This is a genomic window from Streptomyces sp. NPDC001796 (genome assembly GCF_042892355.1).
Lineage (GTDB): Bacteria > Actinomycetota > Actinomycetes > Streptomycetales > Streptomycetaceae > Streptomyces.
In genome coordinates this window covers 98,586-116,125 of record NZ_JBIAUC010000022.1, presented here as the reverse complement: position 1 = coordinate 116,125, position 17,540 = coordinate 98,586, and the positions used below count along the sequence as shown (strand labels likewise).

Genomic DNA, 17,540 nt, shown 5'->3' with positions numbered 1-17,540 from the left:
ATCACAGCCCCTCTCATCGACAGGCGATCATGGCAGAGTCCTCAGCCCGGCTCACTCGCCGGGTCTCCAGGAAGCCTTTGCGGGACAGCTCTTAGGACGAAGTCCTGTCCCCGGCCGGAAGGAGGGCAGCCACGTCATAGTTGGCGATCCGCTCAGCCAGCGCCCGCGGACTCACGCCATGGCCGTTCTCCCGGTCAGGGTCAGACACCGGCTTCCAGCAGGAGCCGGGTCGTCGTCCCCTCGCCCTGCGAACAGAACACCGCCCTCCACGGCGGCGTATTGCCGTGACGGTCCGCGGCATCAACCGCCGCGCCTGCGGCCAAGAGAACCTCGACGGCCGCTGGAGCCTGGGCCTGAGCCCCGAAATGCAGCGGGGTCCAGCCCACGTCGTCGGCTGCCTCAGGAGCGGTGCCTCCGGCCAAGAGCACCCTCAAGCCATCCGCGTCCCCATCAGCAGCCGCATAGTGCACCGCCGCCCGCCCCAACCGGTCCCGCTCCGTCATGTCGACCATCCTCCCCCGGCTTGACCAAACAGATAGGGGCGCCCCCCGGCGCTGGCAGGCGCCTGACTGTCTCCTTCACCGTCTCCTTTCATAAATTCCTCGCTTCTCTCTCTCCTCGTGCGAATACCGGCTTTTGTTGTGCTCACGCACAATCGGCTGCTCCATTTCGCTAGTGCTCGGCCCAAAGACGAGGAAATTATGCGGTTCTAGGCTCTGGTCCGCTCGCCGATGCTGAGCCGACAACTGGTTGTGCCCACGGATCCCTGCCGCGCTGGTACCGAGAACGCACCTGTCTGCCGATCTCAGAGAGCGGACGACTGGGAACACGAAAGGAATGGCCGATGACCGACGTCCCTGCCAGGAATGGTCGCACCACCGGATGTGGTGAGCGCGCGCAGGTCGGCCGCCGCGCGTTCATTGGCTATGTGCTGGGTGGAGCCACGCTTGCCGTGGCCGCCGACCTCGGGCTCGGCACACCTGCCTACGCCGCCGTGCCCTCAGCCCCCCAAATCCCAGAGCTGTACGACCTCGAGGATCTGCAGACCGACGCCGCGCTCCCCACGTCCGCGCTGATCAAGATCCTGATCAACGAGGACGGCACCGCATCGTTCGAGCTTCCGCGGATGGAGGTCGGCCAGGGCATCACCACCTCGACAGCGATGATCATCGCCGAGGAACTCGACCTGCCGGTCGACAAGGTGCACGTGGCTTTGGCGCCGGCCCGCCCCGAGTTGATGCTCAACCAGCTCACCGGCGGATCAAACACCACGGTCTCGACCTTCACCCCTGTACGAGTCGCCGCGGCGATCGCCAGGAAGGCGCTGCTGGAAGCCGCGGCGATCGAGCTCGGCTCGGCAGTGGCGCTGCTGAAGTCCAAGGAGGGGGTGATCTTCACGCCTGACGGGTCATCAGTGACCTATGGCGCTCTAGCCACCAAGGCCGCCAGTCGCACCGTCAAGGCGGTGGAGGTCGAACTCAAGGCCACTTCGAGCTTTTCAGTGATCGGCAAGCCCTACCGGCGGGAGGACGCCCGACTTGCGGTCACCGGGCGGAAGAAGTTCACGCTGGACCTTCACGTGCCGGACGCGTTGCCGACCATGGTCTGCCGCCCGCCCACTCTGAACGGCTCGCCGAAGTCGGTACGCAACCGAGCCACGGTGCTTGCCATGCCGGGCGTAACAGATGTGGCGATGGTCGACACGGGAGTCGCTGTTCGCGCGGAGACATTCGGGCAGTGCATCGACGCGGTGCGTGCCGTCGACGTGGAGTGGAACCCGGGCCCGGTCGCGGGCGAGTCCGACGAGACGATCCTGGCCCGGCTGAGAAAGGCCGAGCTGCCGCTGGCGATCCCGAAGGTCCCTCTGCTGGCAGGCACGGTGGAGGCGGACTTCACCTTCATGTTCCGCAGCAGCGCGGCGCTCGAGCCGAACTGTGCGATCGCCGATGTCCGGTCGGACCGCGCGACCGTATGGGCGGGACTGAAGGTGCCGATCGTGGCACAGGGTAACATCGCCAAGGCCGTCGGCCTGCCGCAGAACGCGGTCACCGTCAACGTCGTCACCGGTGGAGGGTCGTTCGGACACAAGCTCTTCGCCGACCCCGCCATCGAGGCCGCCAAGATCTCCAAGGCGATGGGCAAGCCAGTCAAGCTGATGTGGCATCGCGCCGACGAGCCTCGGCAAGGGCGGGTGCACCCCATGGCGACCTCGCGGATCCGGGCCACGTACCTGGCCGGGCAAGTGCTTACCTTCGAACAGCGGCATACCAGTGTAGTCACCGACTTCAGCCACGGACTCGGCGAGATGATCACGGCGACGGCCGACAGGCTGCCCAGCGGGCTCGGCGCGCTGGGATTCTCCGAGACCATCTTTGCGCTGACTCAGGAACTCCCCTACAACTTCGGCGTCGTCACCCAGGTGCTCAACGAGACCGACGCGCGCTTCAACACCGGAAGCATGCGCAACATCTACTCGCCCGATGTGGCGTGTGCCAATGAACTGGTGGTCGATCAGCTCGCCCGGAAGATGGGCAGGGATCCGCTGGAGTTCCGGCTTGCGTTCCTCAAGAACGACCGGGTCAAGGCAGTGCTCCAGAAGGTTGCCGATGTGGGTAAGTGGGGCAGGTCGATGCCCGCCGGGATGGCGCAGGGCATCGCGATCCACAGCGAGTACAAGGGCGCGACCGCGGTGCTCGTCGAGATCGACTGTCGACCCGAGACCGTGAACCGCAAAATCTACAACGCCGTAACCGGGCCCCGGGTGACCAAGGCCGTGATCGCCGTGGACGCCGGACTGGTGATCAATCCCCAGGGCCTGGAGGCCCAGATGCTGGGTGGTGTCTCGGACGGGATCGCCCTCGCCCTCACCAGCAGCCTGCACCTGCGCGACGGGCACTTCCTTGAAGCCAGCTGGGACAACTACTTCTACACCCGGCAGTGGAACGTCCCCTTTGACTTCGAGTGCATCGTGATGCCCTCCGCCTCCGAGCAGCCCGGTGGTGCCGGCGAAGCCGGAGTGGCCGCATCGGTCGCCGCGGTCGCGGGCGCCTATGCCCGTGCGACCGGCACGATGCCCACTCGGTTCCCGATCAACCACGGCACGGTGTCCTTCGAGGTAAAGCCCTTCGTCCCACCCGTTCCCGAGTCGCCGTCCGACGGTCTGAGCCACACCTACTGAGGAGCGCACCATGAGCATGCACACCTTCATCCTCAACGGCAAGCGCGTCACCGTCGACGTCGATGACAACCTTCGGCTGTTGTGGGTCCTGCGTGACGTACTGGATGTCACAGGGCCGAAGTACGGCTGTGGCATCAATGTCTGCAAGGCCTGCACGTCCCACTTCAACGGCAAGGCCTTCAATCCTTGCTCGGTGAAGGTCAAGGACGTGGGGCCGGACGACGAGATCACCACGATCGAAGGCCTGCCCGACACGGTCGGCAAGGACCTGCACCCAATGCAGGAGGCCTGGCTGGAGTACGACGTGGCGCAGTGCGGCTACTGTCAACCAGGGCAGATCATGGCGGCGGTGGCCAAGGTCAGGCAGGCACAGGCCGCCGGTCATGAGATCAGCGACTCCGACCTTGACGAGATCCGCAACATCTGCCGCTGCGGCACCTACAACCGCATTCGGGAAGCGATCAAGGCGGGTGCTGCGCACATGTGACCCGCCACGCCCGAGTGCGCGCCGCACAGGGCATGACGCGGCACCTGCGTCAGCTCTCGCAGGCGGGCCTGCACGTGGTGAGCACCATCCATAGCCTCCTCCCATGGCCGGCAAGGCCCTGCGCCCGACGCGGGAAGCATGCCTGGTACCCCGCGTCGCACGCGGCGGCCGGACCAGATATGTCATGGCCACCAGCGCCGAGGTCAGGCAACTCCGGCGGCCACGAGATCGGCGACCTGGGTCACGCCGAGGTCCAGAACGTCTGCCGCTGTGACACCCTCCACCGTCTCCGCGAAGTCATCGCGGTGAACGCGCGGAAAGCCCAGGCCGCCGCCGAACACAGAAGGGAGCATCGTGCTGGACATCGCTGACCAGTTGTCGCGCTGGTGCGAGCAGGGGCGGGCCTTCGCTGTCGCGACCGTGGTCGCGGTCCACGGCAGCGCTCCCAGGGCACCAGGCGCAGCGCTGGCCGTCGACGTCGACGGCACCGTCATCGGGAGCGTGTCAGGAGGATGCGTGGAGGGGGCCGTGTACGACCTCTGCCGTGAAGCACTGGCGTCCGCCATCTGCACGCTACAGCGGTTCGGCTACTCGGACGAGGACGCCTTCGCGGTCGGCCTGACCTGCGGCGGAGTGTTGGATATCTTCATACAGCCGGTCATCCCCACCGAGCGCGTGGAGTTGGTGGGGGCCCTGGCCGCCGCAGCTGCGGCAGATGCGGTGGCATTGGCCAGGGTCGTCCGCGGGCCGGCCGACCTGATGGGCGGGGCGCTGTTCGTACGGGCAGACGGCTCTTGTGCGGGCGGCTTCGGCGATCCAGCCCTGGAGGCGACGGCGCGTGCCGAGGCCACTGTGTTCCTGGAGGCAGGGCGCACGGGCACGATCGAGATCGGTGCCCGAGGCAGCCGGTGCGGCGAGCCACTGACGCTGTTGGTGGAATCGATCGCTCCAACACCACGTATGTTGGTCTTCGGTGCCATCGACTTCGCCGCGGCACTCGTAAGGATCGGCAAGTACCTCGGCTACCACGTGACCGTGTGTGATGCGCGCCCCCTCTTCGCGACTCCAGCACGCTTTCCGGAAGCGGATGAGGTGGTCGCCGATTGGCCGCACCGCTACTTGGAGTCACAGGCGTTGGACGGCCGCACCGTGATCTGTGCGCTCACCCACGACGCCAAGTTCGACATCCCGTTGCTGCAGCGGGCGTTGCGGCTCCCCATCGCCTACATCGGCGCGATGGGTTCGCGTCGGACCCACCTGCAACGGCTGGGGCAGCTCCGGGAGTCCGGTGTCACCGAGGCGGAGCTGGCACGGTTGCACTCGCCAATCGGCCTTGCCCTCGGCGCGCGCACACCGGAGGAGACAGCCGTGTCGATCGCGGCCGAGATCGTGGCGCACCGCCGGGATGGCAGTGGCCAGCCGCTGACACGCGCCGACGGCCCGATCCACCGCGCCACAACATCGCAGCCGTCAAATCGCATCTTCCATTGAAACCCACCAACCTGGGTATCGATACCCTTCGCCTGCCCGAGCAGGTGATCGACGGCTGGAAGCAGCGACTGGTCACTGATCACCACCTCCGCGGCCTCCAGCCGAGCCACCTCGGCCACCGGCAGCTCCACCCAGAAGCGATCGGCCAGCGTCAGCATCTTGGTGCGGCTTCGCCCGATCAAGGTCGGCTTTTCATCCCGTGCGAGCAACCCCCGCATGCCGTCCTGTGGCCGTGGTGACGGTGATCTCGCAGTCGACGACGCGGACCGCGACCGGGCCGAGCGTCGAGAGGTAGGAGCCGTCCCGGCAGCGGGCCAGGACCGGCATCCTGCGGCCGTTCTTGAGCCGGACCAGGACGTCGGCTCCGGTCGCCGCGATACCGGCCACCAGTTTGTGGGCGGCGAAGTTGCGGTCCGCCAGCAGGATCATCCCGGGGCGCAGGCTGGGCAGCAGCCGTGGAGCGTAGGTGGTCTCGCCAGAGGCTTTGGGGCCGAAGACCGCGTCGATGAGGGCGCGCGTGCCGCAGGCGACCAGAGCTACAAGACGGACCTGCGGGTAGCCGGTGCCGCCGTGGTTGCCGGCCTTATCGCTCGAGCAACGCCTCGGCGAGCACGCCCGCACAGCCTGGCCGCAGCTGGAGCGGCTGAACGTCCGCCACCGCGGAGCTTTCGCCTACGTGTAGGCCGAACTGGCCGACGGCGAACGGGTCAGCTGATGCGCCTGCGCTACACCTGTCGGGTGGGCGGAGGAACGGCCGCCTCATCCGACTGCCTGCTCACCCTTGACGACGGTGAAGGCGATGCCGCCCAGCTGCAAGGTGAGGTAGCGGCGCAAGGCCGCTGAGGCGCTGCCTGCCTGGCTGGTCTGCAGTTGGATGCCGGAATGGTCCGTGGCCGGGCCGATCTGGTAGACGGGGAACCCTGCAATCGTCGGGCCGTTGTGCGCCATGAGCCCGCGGACGGCCGCCTGCAGTGTCCGGTCGGAGTAGCGGCAAGGGAGGATGGCGAGCCGGTTGAGGTCAACGGCCGGGTGTGCGCGCTTGGCCGCCTGCGCGAGCAGCCTCCCGCGCGCTACGTCCGTGACACACAGCACCACCCGCCCCTGGGTGTAGCCATCGATCACCGTGCCGAAAATGTCCGAGTACGCGGCGTTGAACTCCTCATCGCCGACGGCCTGTGCAAGTGCCTGTGCCTGCGCGGTGTCGGCGGAAGTGCCGCTGCCCGCAGCGGGTGAGGCCGCGCTCTGGACCTGCACGCCATCCGGGCAGGAGGCGGTCACCCCGCCGCTCGGGCTCCTGCTGCTGGCCGAGGACACGGACGGGGCGCCGGCAGACGGCGTCTGCCGCGCCGCCGAGTTCCCCGGCGAGGACCCGGCGCACGCCGCAGTGGCAGCCAACATCCCCGAACAGAGCGTCAGAGCAACGGCGCGCCGCATGGTGTCCCTTCTTCCGCCAGTAGTCCCTACCAAGCGCAGCCGCTCCCAACCAGCTCCGAAACGCCGCGACACGATGGCGCGCAGTGTAGCGAGTTCGGAATGGCTCACGGCCGCCCGTGCTCAGTGGCGGCCTGTCCAACACCAAGACCCGCCGGGCGAAACTGAAGATCAACCCCCGAAGAACTTACGGAGCCGACCACTTAGCGTGTTGCGGTGACAGGGGCCGGGCGGCCGTGCGTGCGGGCGCAATCAGGCGGCGTCGGGCCGCCGTCGACTGGCCCGTGGATACGTGAGGAGTCCTTGCCTTCCGCCCTGGATCAGGCGCAGGTGTCGGGGGTGGGCGTGGCGGGGTGGCTGTGGGGTGCGCGTCAGCCAGTCCTCGAGGCGGTTCATGCCGTATAGCAGTACGGCCACGAGTGGCAGCAGCAGGTAGGAAACGATGACCATGGTCCGGGCTCCCTCACGGCAGACAGCCGTTGACGGGTGCCCGTGTCGCGCCCGGTCGAACGTCCTGCTGTCACAGGCGTTGGCGTCCGGCGAGTTCCCCGCCTGGGTCGTCCAGGAGGGCGATGCGGGCGGTGATGCGTTTGCCGACCGGCTCTCGCTGGGCTTCGAAGCCCTGGGAGACGGCCATGACGATCTCCAGGCCGTGCTGTCCTACCCGGCCTGCGTCGGCGGCCCGGGCCGCCGGCAGCACCGGGTCGGAATCCCACACCACTACCTCGACCGTGTCGCCGGCGATGCGCAGGTCCAGCAGTATCGGGCCGGGCGCGTACTTGCGGGCGTTGGTGACCAGCTCGCTCACCACCAGCTGGGTCAGATCCATGGCGCGGCGTGAGATGGGCAGCCCGTGTTCGGCCTGCACGCGGGTGAGGAAGCCGGCGGCCAGGTGGCGGGCCTGGGCGATGTCCATGCCGTCCTCGCTCAGGGCCACGGTGGCCTGCAGGGTGCGCTCATCCGGCGCCGTGCCATCCTGGCCCACGGGCACTGATTCCATGCAGACCGCCTTCTCCCGCGTCCACACCCCGCCCGTACCCGCGCGTGCGCGGTACACGCCCTTCGCCTCGTCCCGCCGTCCGGCCACCACTTCCTCCGCCGCGCCGTCCCCGTACATCTCCGCGGTGTCGACGAGGGTCATTCCCAGGTCCAGCCCGGCGCGCAGGGCCGACACCTCGGCCGCGCGGCGCCCGGGATCCTCCCCCATCCCCCTGGTGCCCTGACCGAGCGTCCGCGGATCCGCCATGGCTTCCTACTGGATGTAACGGTGGCCGAGACTGCCAACCGCCAACTGCACCACGACATACATCTCAGATCGGAATGGAATCTTCTCAGACCGGAATGGGATTCTCCTGCGGCACGCGCCAAGATTCCCTGTTGGGCCCACGGTTCATCCAGTGAAAGCTGTCCGCGTCGCGCGGTCGCCGCTGCCGCACTGATGTGATCGGGATCTTTCCGAATGGCACCGCGATCACCGACGTGTCCCTCGGCCCGGGCCGGGCGACCAGCGTAGGAGGGAGTTTTCGCGACCCCCGGGTGCAGAAGACATCATGCTGCAGATTTCCGTGGTCACCCACCACACGGATGCCAGCGGTGTACCGCGGCTGAGCAAAGGGGCCGGTGCCCCTCAGCCGGCCTCCACCACAAAGATGTACGCCGTAACGCGTACGTCGCTCTCCAAGCGGAAACGCAACCAACCGAAACGCGGAAGAGTTCTCTGAAACGGGGACACGAAATAGCTGCCTCCGGGAAGACCGGGGCGAACCGGCTTCCTCGCCCCTCGTAGGTACCCAGTCGTCGGAGCGGGATGCGCCGAGTGTTGGGGCGTTCAGCGGGGCTGGCCGAGTGCTGCCGCTGGCCGCAGGTTCTCCTCGAGTTCTTCGGCCATGGCCGCTCTGGCCAATGCCCGTCCCAGTCGAGGTGCCTGTTTGAACAGGTTGTGCCCGGCGGTGAAAAAGATTCTGTCGGCTTCCCAGACCGCCATGCCGTCTTCGCTCCACGGCAGGCTTGTCACCCAGCAGTGCAGGTACTCGACGGGCTCGGGGTCGAGGCCGGGCAATGCGCGGGAGACGTACGCGCGGGCGCGGTCGTTGAGTGCCGCCAGTGCATTGGGGTCCGCGAAGCTGCCGTCCTCCCGTACCTCGACCGTTTGGCTGAGGCCCACCGCATATCGTCTGTTGCCGGGGTAGGAGGCTGCGTAGACGCCGACCTCGCCGAAGTCGCCGCTGCTGTCCTGCAGGCAGGCGACCCGTTCCGGGGGCGCTCCCCTGACCTGGAAGGTGAGGCGGACGTGGGCTGCCGGCCGTATGGGCAGCGAAAGCCCCACGTTGCGCGCCAGCCGCGCGGTGCTCAGGCCCGCGCACACCACGGCCGTTGCGTACTCTTCGCGGCCGACGGCGCTGACCACTTCCACCGTGCCGTAGCCCGTGGGATGCAGCGAGATGACCTCGTCGGTGACCACCGCGTCACCCAGCGCGTTGTCCAGGCTCTCGACTGCGACACGGGTGCGGATGGCGCCGCCGTCCTCATCGAGCATCGCGGGACCGCTGTAGGCGGCGAGCAGCGGCATGCGGGTGTGGAGCTCGGCGCTGTCCACGGTCCGGACCGGTATGCCGCCGGCATCCTGCAGAATGCGCAGTCTCCTGGGAACGGGACCGCCCAGGGCGACCACTCCGTCCTGGGAGATCAGTTCGGCGCCCAACCGGTCGGCCCACTCGTCCCAGACGGCGCGGCCCTGCCGGGCGAATTCGACCAGGCGGGCGTCGTCGTGCGCATGGCGGAAGATGCGGGACTGGCCACTGGACTGTCCGTGGCCGGGAACGCCGCTTTCGTACACCCGCGCCGTGGTTCCGCGTTCGGCTAGTGCATAGGCGGTGCAGAGGCCGACGATGCCGGCTCCTACCACGGCCACCTCGGGAACCCGGTCCATTCGATCGCCTCACTTCGCGTCCCGGAGCTGTCCCCCTACGGAGCAGGGGTTCGGTTCATCTGTCGCCGCCGCGAAGTGGTGGGTGACTGGACCCGGTGGGCGGCATTGTCAAGCTCTACGTGACGCGACGGCGGAACCGTGTCTCCTTCAGCCTCACACCGGTCCGACATATGTCAACCGGCCACCTCGGACAACGACCGTGACCGACCGGCGGAGAGCCGCGGGATCGGACGTCCGGTCAAGGCATGGGAGGAGGTTTCTGAGCAGTACATCGGCCGGCTGGCGATTCCGTGGCTGTCCAGACCAGCGGGCAGCAGCAGGGGTTCCGCTCGGTCGAGGTGTCGACCCGCCGGACGTGGTGACGGCAACCGGAGCGCTGGGTTGGGGGCTGTACGGTCTTCGGGTCTGGCCCGTAGTCGGTGGTGACGCTAAGTAGCCACCCTTGATCATGATCTTGTGATGGATGTCAACTCCCTTATGGGGACGGTATTTTCGGGGCTTTCGGCGCTGGTCGTCCCGGGCGGGGCACGGCCGGATTAGCGGTAGGGGGCTGCGGCCGACGGACGCCGCAGTGCGTGGTGCCCGTCGGCGGGCCCCCGAGCAGTGGCCGGACGCGGCCGTCGGCGGGCGACGGCCGCCAGTGCACGAAGGAACAGCCACTGTCGGCTCCGGATACGCAGGATCCGCCGGCACTGTGCCGCCGTATACGCGCGGCGGACCGCACGGCGCCCGGCAGCCCTCCATCACCGGGTGTCGTGCGGGCGAGGGGCCTACCGTGGGAGATGGTCCCGGCGTCGGCCCCGCCGACCGGCCGGCCGTTCACGCCAGGGGCGGAAGGAGGCACGAGATGTCCGATGCGATACGGGACACCACGGCCCGGCGCGTACGACATTTCGTCGACGCCGGATATCCCGACGCCGGGCCCGTCGAGGCGGCGGTGGAGGGAGCCGTCTACCGACTCGGGGACGGAACGGTGGCCAAGGTGTGGGAGCGCCGACGGGGATCCGAACTGCGGCGGATGCAGCGTTTCTACGCCGATGCCGCGGCGCACCTGCCGTTCGACTCCCCGGAGATCCTCGCCGTCGAGGACATCGACGGCGTCCCGATGACCGTGGAGCGGGAGCTGACCGGCGAGCCCTTGGCGGGCAGGATCCGCACCGACGACCCGGACGAGGTGCTGCCCGAAGCGGTCGACTGCCTGGTCGGCGTGCTGCGCGCCCTCGCGGACGCCCATGACGTCGACGAGGTCAAGCACCTTCCTGTGCTGGACGAGGAACGCCCGCTGTGGGAAGGCCACACCACTTTCGGATCCGCTCTGGCGGACCTGGTGGACCGGCGGGTCAGCCGGTGCGCGGACCGGCTCTCCACGCATGTCCGCGACTTCGACGACACGCGCGCCCGGCTGCTTCGGAAGCTGCGCTCGCTGCCCCGTACCGACGAGGCGGTCGTCCACGGTGACGTCTTCCCGGAGACCGTGCTGGTGGACGACGACCTGCGTCCGCTCGCCCTCGTGGACTACGGCTTCCTGTCCACGGGCGGGGACCCCCGGTTCGACGCCGCCGTGGCCGCGGCCATCTTCCCGGCGGGCACCGAGCACGCCCCGGAGATCACCCGGCAGCTCACCACGCGGTTCGCCGACGAGTTCGGCTATGCGGTCGACGACCTCCTGCTGTACCGGGCCGCCTATGCGATGGCCACGAGCGACGCCTTCGCGCCAGGCGGCGGTGACGAGCACTTCGCCTGGTGCGTCACCGTGCTCGAGGACCCGGCCGTCGCCGAGTCCCTGCACCGGTGACGCACCGCGGGCAGCCGGGAAGTTCCGGTGACGGTGTGTGTGGTGCCCTACGATCCCGAGCGGATCCAGGGTCACATGGCCCCCTGGGGGTCGAGCAGCCGTTCTCTCTGCCGACGACGTCCGAGGAGGCCACGAAGACAGCGGGTGGATGGTCGAGCGGAAGGTCGGGGTTCCAAGCAGTCAGCCACTGCGCGCTTGGTATAAACAGCGGCTGGGGTAGCGCCGTCAAGGGCCAGAACCGCGGCGGCAGCGTGATGTTCGCCCTTGCCGACATCCAGCCCGAGATAGACGCCGATATCAGTTTCGTCCGTCACGACCGTCGCTCCCGCGCTCGCCTGTTTCCCGGCCTCACCTGCGGCATCAGCGTGCCGGCATCCACGTTACGAAGAGACTGCCGTACCCGGTTGAGGGTTTGGCGCTCGTGCCTCTAATCAGCGGTCTGCCAATGCCTTCGGCACCGGCGACACCACCTTTTCGATCATCTCGACTGGGGGCACAAGTCATACCGGAGCCGAAGGCCGGGAGCCTCCTTGCGAGGCCACGAAGAAGGTAACGGGGCGGCCCGCCTGAACAGAACGGACAGCACGGCAGTGACGACCCCGGTCAGGAAGTGCGGCGGCACATCAGGCGGCGGCGCAAGCTCCGCTTGAGCCAAGCCATCGAGAAGGGAACCGTCGATCACTCAAGGCCGTGACCGTCCTTCTCCATCGCGGTCCAGCACCCGGCGGTCACATAGGCCCAGATCTTGTCGGCGTACCGAGAAAAGTGGCCCTGGCAGGATTTCCGTGAAGCTGGGGTGTGCCCCCGTGCGCCGGTGACGCTCCGTCACGGGAAGCGGCGTCGGAGCAGGGCCATGAGGATGACGCGGTGGCGGAGCAGCGGGACTCCCGCGCGTCCGGCCATGATCCGCTTCTGGAGTTTCAGGTCGGTGATGCGGCCTTCGTTGACGCCGGAGTTGAACGGTGTGGTGATGCCCTGCACGACTGCGGGCTGGTCCTCGTGGATGGCTTTGGCCAGGCTGGCCAGTGCGGGAAGTCGGGAGCTTGCGAGTTGGTCGAGCCAGTCAGGTAGCGGGGTGGCGTCGCGGGTGTCGAGCATGGCGGCGAACTGGCGCACCAGGTCGTGGGTTCGGTTCAGCTCCGGGCAGTGCTCGAACAGTCGCCGGAGTGCCTCGGTTGCGTGCAAGCTGCGGCGGGATGGCGTGGTGGTGATCCACCGGGCGACTTCGCGGGGTGAGGGCGGCCGTTCGCGTGGGGTGTCGATCGGCAGGCCGCGGCGTAGGGGTGCGATGGCCATTTTGACCCGTTGGTAGTGGCCGCTGTAGCCCTTGGCGGCGATCTCCTGGTGCAGCACCGTCGCGGTGTGCTCGCCTTCCTCCCACCGCTGGCGAAGGTAGTCGAGGTATGGATCGAGGCTGGTGGGTCGGCGGGGCCGGGTGCGCCGTACGCAATCCTGCCAGGTGGCGGCCCGGGCGTATTTGCCCACGGTGCGCCGGTTCAGGCCCAACTCGCGGGCTGCGGCGCTGAGCGAGCAACCGGTGTCGGTCACCGCGTGCACCGCCTCGAACAGCCGCTTCGCATGGCGGCGGGCTGGGGTGTCGGCCTGGTCGGCCGGTCCCGCTGGGGCCGCTGGTGGCGGTGCCGGTTCGTGCTGGGGCACTCCGGCGGGCAGGCAAGCGCGGTGGGTGGCGGCGATATCCCCGATCCGCTTCGACAGCCCCTGCCACAGGTGGAAGCGGTCGCTGACCTGCACCGCGTCGGGGGCGCCGTCGGTGATGCCTTGGCGGTAGACCAGCGAGCCGTCCCGGCAGACCACTTCAACACCAGGGTGCGTCCGTAGCCAGGCGGCCAGCTGCTCGGCGTCGCGCCCGGCCCACAACTCGATCGGCCACCGGGTGTCGGCGTCCACCAGCAGGGTTCCGTAGACGTCCGCGTACAGCGCGAAGTCGTCCACGCCCAGCACCCGCGGGGTCGCGGCTGGCGGAAGCGGCAAGCGCATCAAGTGGAACAGCACGCTTGTCCGCGACAGCGGGACCTTCAGGATCTGCAGGAGCCGGGCGCCGCCGCGGCCGGCGAGGAGCACCCCGGCCATCTCCACCAGGTGCTGCAGCAGTGGGCTGCGGCGCTGGTAGCGCACCGTCAGCCCCTCGACCTGCTCGGCAAACGTCCGCCGACCGCAGCCCGGGCTGTCACAGAACAACCGCCGCACCGACAGCCCTATCAGCACCGGGCGCCCTCCGACAGCGACATCGGCCAGCGTGCGGCCATAGCGACTGTGCACCCGCGCAGAACCGCGACCGCAGTCCGGACACGCCACCGTCAACTCGCGGGTGCAGGCCGCGATACGGACCACGCCGCCCGCCACCCACACTCGTTCCACCCGCACCGTCTCGAGGTGCGCAGACATGATCCGTACGAGGTCATCACACTCGCTGACAGTGCCGCTACCCGTGACGGAGCGTCACCGGCGCACGGGGGCACACCCCAGCTTCACGGAAATCTTGTCAGGGCCAGAAAAGTGCTCAGGCGTGTACAGACGAACGTGCTCAGTCGTGGGACCGGGAGGACAACCCTGCGGCCGTGGGGGTGTCCGCGAGCGTCCATGACTGGACGGCGGTCTGAACCTGGAGCACGCGGGCGTAGGCTCTCAGGGATGCGGATAGGCGAGTTGTCCAAGCGCACGGGCGTGAGTCCGCGCTCACTGCGGTACTACGAAGAACAGGGCCTGCTGACCAGCTCACGCTCCGACGCGGGGCAGCGTCACTATTCCGATGCTGCGGTCCAGCGCGTGTCACTCATCCGACAGCTGTTCGACGCGGGTATGTCCAGCAGGGTGATCGCGACTGTGCTGCCGTGTGTGGACGTCCCGGGCGACCTGGGCGTCGCCGAGGAGACGTTCACGGCGATGATGCGCGAGCGCGACCGGATCGACGCCGACATCGCGCACCTGATCGAGACCCGAGATGCACTCGACGTGCTGATCAGGGCCAACAGCCGACACCGGGCGGAGCTGTCCACGGCCCCGGAACCGGTGGCGCAGTCGGCCTGATGCTGTGATCTGCATCTCAGCCGGTTGCCCCTCACATCAATGTCAGAGGTGAGGATGGCGACAACGCCCGGAATCACCGGGTCGGTCATACGAGAGGCGGCGGAAGATGGGGCAGGCGTGGGGTTTCGGCAGGTATGGCGGGCCCGAGGTGCAGGAGTTCTTCGATCGTCCCGACCCCGTCCCCGGTCGCGGTGAGGTGCTGATCCAGGTCGACGTCGCCGGCGTGAATCCCCTCGACCACCTTCTGCGCTCGGGTCTGGTCGACGGGCTCGACGGCGGGCGTCCGTTTCCCCGCGTGCTGGGCATGGAGGCAGCCGGAACCGTTCTCGCCCGGGGCGAGGACGTCAACGGGCTCGAGGTGGGTGACGCGGTCTTCGGCTTCGCACTCACCGGTGGCGGCACCTACGCCGAGACGACGGTGCTGTCCGCGCCGAACACCGCGCGCATCCCGGAGGGTCTGTCCGCGACCGTGGCGGCAACGCTGCCAGTAGCCGGGACGACCGCGGTGGACCTGCTCGACCAGCTCAGCCTCCCGGCCGGTGCCACGGTCCTGGTCAACGGAGTCGGGGGCGGGGTCGGCCTCGCCGTCGCCCGGCTGGCTATCGGGCGCGAGCTGCGTGTGATCGGCACCGGGAGTACCGCCAAACGCGAGCACGCCGAAGCCATCGGGGTGCGGTTCATCGACTACACCGCCGAGGACGTCGCCGCCGCGGCACGCGAGCTGGTTCCGGACGGCTTCGACGGGATCGTCGACCTGGCCGGAGGCACCTCGCTGCGGACGGTCGCTCCGCTGGCCCAGGATCCCCGCAACGTCATCGCTGTGGGTGATATGTCTGTGCCCGATCTCGGTGGGCGTTTCGTCGAGCGTCGCGTCGACCGCGAGAACCTGGAGCGGTCGGCCCGGCTGGCCCTCGACGGACTCCTCGCACCCGTAATCACCGCGGTCTATCCGCTCTCCGACGCCCCGGCCGCCCTCGCCACCGTCGAGAACGGTCACACCTCGGGCAAGGTTGTCATCAAGGTGGCATGAGAAGTGCCCGGCCGTCTGACGCTGCCGACCGTCCGTTGCGGACTGACGAGAACCCGTGGTGAGCGCATCATCAGGTACCGGGTTAAGCACGTTCAGGCGTGCGCCGACACGTGCGTGTGGGAACTTCCGGGGCCGCCCGCCCGGTCATGATGAGAGCCGGCCTGCCCTGTCAAGGGCGCCCTCGGCGTCGCCTGCGGCGATGACCTCCAGTCACCCCTGACGGGCCATGCCGGCTCTGGGTTTCGGCTGGCTGTCGGGCGGCCCCTCCCGTGTGGGGCCCGGAGCAGCCGGTGGCGGCCTGCTCGGCGAGGGCCGTGGTGTGGGCGAGCCGGTAGGACTCGGTGCCGGTCTGGATGATCGCGCCGTTGAAGGTGAGCCGATCGACGATTGGCGCGCAAAGACGTGGGTCGGTGAACGTCTTCGTCCAGCCGCCGAAGGACTCGTTGGAGGCGATGGCGACGCTGTTCTTCTCTTCGCGTTCGGTCAGGACCTGGAACAGCAACTCAGCTCCGCGGCGGTCGAGTTCCATGTAGCCGAGTTCGTCGATGCAAAGCAGGTCGACGCGGCCGTAGCGGGCGATCGTCTTCGACAACTGCTTCTCGTCGGCGGCCTCGACCAGCTCGTTGACGAGCTTGGTCGCCAACGCGTAGCGGACCCTGAAGCCCTACATGGCGGCCTCGGTGCCCAGGGCGATCAGGAGGTGGGACTTGCCGGTGCCGGAGTCGCCGATCAGGCAGAGCGGCTCGCCCTTCCTGACCCACTTGCAGGTCGCGAGCGTGTTGACGGTGGCGGGGTCGACGTTGGTGTTGGCGTCGAAGTCGAAGGCCCGCAGCGACTTCTCGCGAGGGAAGGCCGCGGCCCGGATGCGGCGCTCGGAACGGCGCCTGGCCCGGTCGTCGCACTCGGCCATCAGGAGCTCGGCCAGGAATGCCCGGTAGGACATCTGGTCGCGGGCCGCGGCGTCGGCCTGGTCCTGGAACTGCCCGCTCCGTTGCGGCGACCACCACCCCAGCGACGCGGCTCATCCTCGCCCTCGCAGCGGTCCATGCCGCCCGGGTCGCCCAGATCGCCAACCTCTTGCTCGACGACGTCGACCTCGGCAACCGTCGGCTGACCATCGCCGGACGTGTCCGCCCTCTGGATGACGTCACCTTGCGGCTGCTGCTGGACTGGCTGGAGCACCGGCGTCGACGGTGGCCGAACACCGCGAACCTCCACCTGCTGATCAACAACCAGACCGCCAACACAACGAGCCGGGCTAGCAACCACTGGGTCAGCGCTCCGATGCGGGGACAGGACGCGACCCTGGAGAGACTCCGCGTCGACAGGCAGCTCGAAGAAGCCATGGTCAAAGGCCCTGATCCACTCCACCTCGCGGAGGTCTTCGGGCTCGACGAGAAGACCGCGATGCGCTACGCGGACTCGGCAGGGGCCCTGCTGCAGCAGGCCGCCAAGCAACCCTCGCAGTGAAACCCGCTCGACCTGGTTACTTCCTTGAAGAGATCCTTGGGCATGGAGTTCCTCTGCTACCACCGCGACCGGCCCGGCTCCCTACCGCTGCGCGACGAGCTGCTGGAAGAGCATTGGTCCTACATGGACCAGTACGCGGAGGAGATGATCGCCCGGGGCCGGACTCTCGCCGACGACGGCGACACACCCACCGGCAGCGTGCACATCGTCGACCTGCCCGATCCCGCCGCTGCCCGCACATTCGCCTTCGACGAGCCGAACTACCAGGCCGGCGTCTACCGGGACGTGCTGCTACGACGGTGGCGCAACACGCTGGGGCGCACCATGTGGGACTTCCCCGGCGGCCGGACCGGCGGCAACCGGTACCTGGTGATCGGCCTCGGCACGGGACAGGCCGCCGACCTCGCGGTGCCGCCCGACCCGAACGAGCTAATCGCCTACGGACCGCTGCTGTCCGACAACGGCGCAACCTGGCTGGGCACCGCGGCGCTGGTCCGAGCGCCGGACCCGGACACGGCACGTGCCATCCTGACCCCGGACCGGTACGCCGACATCGAGGTGCACAACTGGCAGTTCGGCGGGCGCCCGTCATAGTCGAGGAGTCCGCCGACATCACTGCCGAAGCCTGCGGACCGCTCAGCATCCTCGTGTTACCCGAACTCACCTATGCGTCAGCCTGAT

General features: G+C 68.4%; 16 protein-coding genes and 2 pseudogenes. 8 read left to right on the top strand and 10 right to left on the bottom strand.

The genetic code is table 11. From position 1 onward, the window contains the following. Positions 1 to 200 precede the first annotated feature (200 nt). Positions 201 to 503, bottom strand: a complete 303-nt coding sequence (locus ACFYZE_RS31145) for an ankyrin repeat domain-containing protein (RefSeq protein WP_389001345.1) — start codon at positions 501 to 503, stop codon at positions 201 to 203. Positions 504 to 844: 341 nt separating this feature from the next. Between ACFYZE_RS31145 and ACFYZE_RS31140 the strand changes: the two genes are divergently transcribed. After that, entirely contained in the window at positions 845 to 3,178 is a 2,334-nt protein-coding gene (locus tag ACFYZE_RS31140) for a molybdopterin cofactor-binding domain-containing protein (protein ID WP_389001342.1), read from the top strand. Between the two features lie 10 nt (positions 3,179 to 3,188). Next, positions 3,189 to 3,665 (top strand): (2Fe-2S)-binding protein, encoded by a 477-nt coding sequence (locus tag ACFYZE_RS31135; RefSeq protein WP_389001339.1) that lies wholly within the window; start codon positions 3,189 to 3,191, stop codon positions 3,663 to 3,665. 203 nt (positions 3,666 to 3,868) lie between these two features. Here ACFYZE_RS31135 and ACFYZE_RS31130 read toward each other — a convergent pair whose 3' ends face one another. Beyond that, on the bottom strand, positions 3,869 to 4,030 hold the full coding sequence (locus ACFYZE_RS31130; protein ID WP_389001336.1) for a hypothetical protein: 162 nt from the start codon (positions 4,028 to 4,030) through the stop codon (positions 3,869 to 3,871). On the opposite strand from ACFYZE_RS31130, the gene ACFYZE_RS31125 reads away from it, so the two are divergent. Beyond that, positions 4,020 to 5,156, top strand: coding sequence for an XdhC family protein (locus tag ACFYZE_RS31125; RefSeq protein WP_389001333.1), 1,137 nt, complete (start codon positions 4,020 to 4,022; stop codon positions 5,154 to 5,156). The two genes, ACFYZE_RS31130 and ACFYZE_RS31125, sit on opposite strands and share 11 nt — an antisense overlap. A gap of 192 nt (positions 5,157 to 5,348) precedes the next feature. Here ACFYZE_RS31125 and ACFYZE_RS31120 read toward each other — a convergent pair whose 3' ends face one another. The 6 genes and pseudogenes from ACFYZE_RS31120 to ACFYZE_RS31095 form a co-directional block, all read right to left on the bottom strand. Then, a complete protein-coding gene (locus ACFYZE_RS31120) occupies positions 5,349 to 5,777 on the bottom strand; it encodes a transposase (protein ID WP_389001329.1) in 429 nt (142 codons plus the stop codon). Positions 5,778 to 5,915: 138 nt separating this feature from the next. Continuing rightward, positions 5,916 to 6,434 (bottom strand): hypothetical protein, encoded by a 519-nt coding sequence (locus ACFYZE_RS31115; protein WP_389001326.1) that lies wholly within the window; start codon positions 6,432 to 6,434, stop codon positions 5,916 to 5,918. 405 nt (positions 6,435 to 6,839) lie between these two features. Continuing rightward, positions 6,840 to 7,037, bottom strand: a complete 198-nt coding sequence (locus tag ACFYZE_RS31110) for a hypothetical protein (RefSeq protein ID WP_389001323.1) — start codon at positions 7,035 to 7,037, stop codon at positions 6,840 to 6,842. Positions 7,038 to 7,107: 70 nt separating this feature from the next. Beyond that, entirely contained in the window at positions 7,108 to 7,587 is a 480-nt protein-coding gene (locus ACFYZE_RS31105) for an ATP-binding protein (protein WP_389001372.1), read from the bottom strand. A gap of 93 nt (positions 7,588 to 7,680) precedes the next feature. Beyond that, a pseudogene (locus ACFYZE_RS31100) lies at positions 7,681 to 7,833 on the bottom strand (aldo/keto reductase); the annotation flags it as partial. A gap of 582 nt (positions 7,834 to 8,415) precedes the next feature. Then, positions 8,416 to 9,516 (bottom strand): NAD(P)/FAD-dependent oxidoreductase, encoded by a 1,101-nt coding sequence (locus ACFYZE_RS31095; protein WP_389001320.1) that lies wholly within the window; start codon positions 9,514 to 9,516, stop codon positions 8,416 to 8,418. Positions 9,517 to 10,363: 847 nt separating this feature from the next. On the opposite strand from ACFYZE_RS31095, the gene ACFYZE_RS31090 reads away from it, so the two are divergent. After that, on the top strand, positions 10,364 to 11,311 hold the full coding sequence (locus ACFYZE_RS31090; protein ID WP_389001317.1) for a phosphotransferase family protein: 948 nt from the start codon (positions 10,364 to 10,366) through the stop codon (positions 11,309 to 11,311). Between the two features lie 825 nt (positions 11,312 to 12,136). On the opposite strand, the gene ACFYZE_RS31085 is transcribed toward ACFYZE_RS31090, so the two are convergent. Beyond that, complete coding sequence (locus tag ACFYZE_RS31085) at positions 12,137 to 13,675, bottom strand: ISL3 family transposase (RefSeq protein WP_389001314.1); 1,539 nt, start codon at positions 13,673 to 13,675, stop codon at positions 12,137 to 12,139. A 288-nt stretch (positions 13,676 to 13,963) separates the two neighbouring features. On the opposite strand from ACFYZE_RS31085, the gene ACFYZE_RS31080 reads away from it, so the two are divergent. After that, positions 13,964 to 14,359, top strand: a complete 396-nt coding sequence (locus ACFYZE_RS31080; RefSeq protein WP_189304622.1) for a MerR family transcriptional regulator — start codon at positions 13,964 to 13,966, stop codon at positions 14,357 to 14,359. Positions 14,360 to 14,465: 106 nt separating this feature from the next. Continuing rightward, positions 14,466 to 15,389: an NADP-dependent oxidoreductase gene (locus ACFYZE_RS31075; protein WP_389001311.1), complete on the top strand. Its 924-nt coding sequence runs from the start codon at positions 14,466 to 14,468 to the stop codon at positions 15,387 to 15,389. Between the two features lie 289 nt (positions 15,390 to 15,678). On the opposite strand, the pseudogene istB reads toward ACFYZE_RS31075, so the two are convergent. Next, positions 15,679 to 16,401 (bottom strand): annotated as a pseudogene (istB, locus tag ACFYZE_RS31070) (IS21-like element helper ATPase IstB); the annotation flags it as partial. Between the two features lie 65 nt (positions 16,402 to 16,466). Between istB and ACFYZE_RS31065 the strand changes: the two are divergent. Together ACFYZE_RS31065 and ACFYZE_RS31060 are read left to right on the top strand one after the other, a co-directional pair. Next, positions 16,467 to 16,859 (top strand): hypothetical protein, encoded by a 393-nt coding sequence (locus tag ACFYZE_RS31065; protein WP_389001308.1) that lies wholly within the window; start codon positions 16,467 to 16,469, stop codon positions 16,857 to 16,859. Between the two features lie 42 nt (positions 16,860 to 16,901). Further along, positions 16,902 to 17,453, top strand: a complete 552-nt coding sequence (locus ACFYZE_RS31060) for a YciI family protein (protein ID WP_389001305.1) — start codon at positions 16,902 to 16,904, stop codon at positions 17,451 to 17,453. Positions 17,454 to 17,540: the final 87 nt, after the last annotated feature.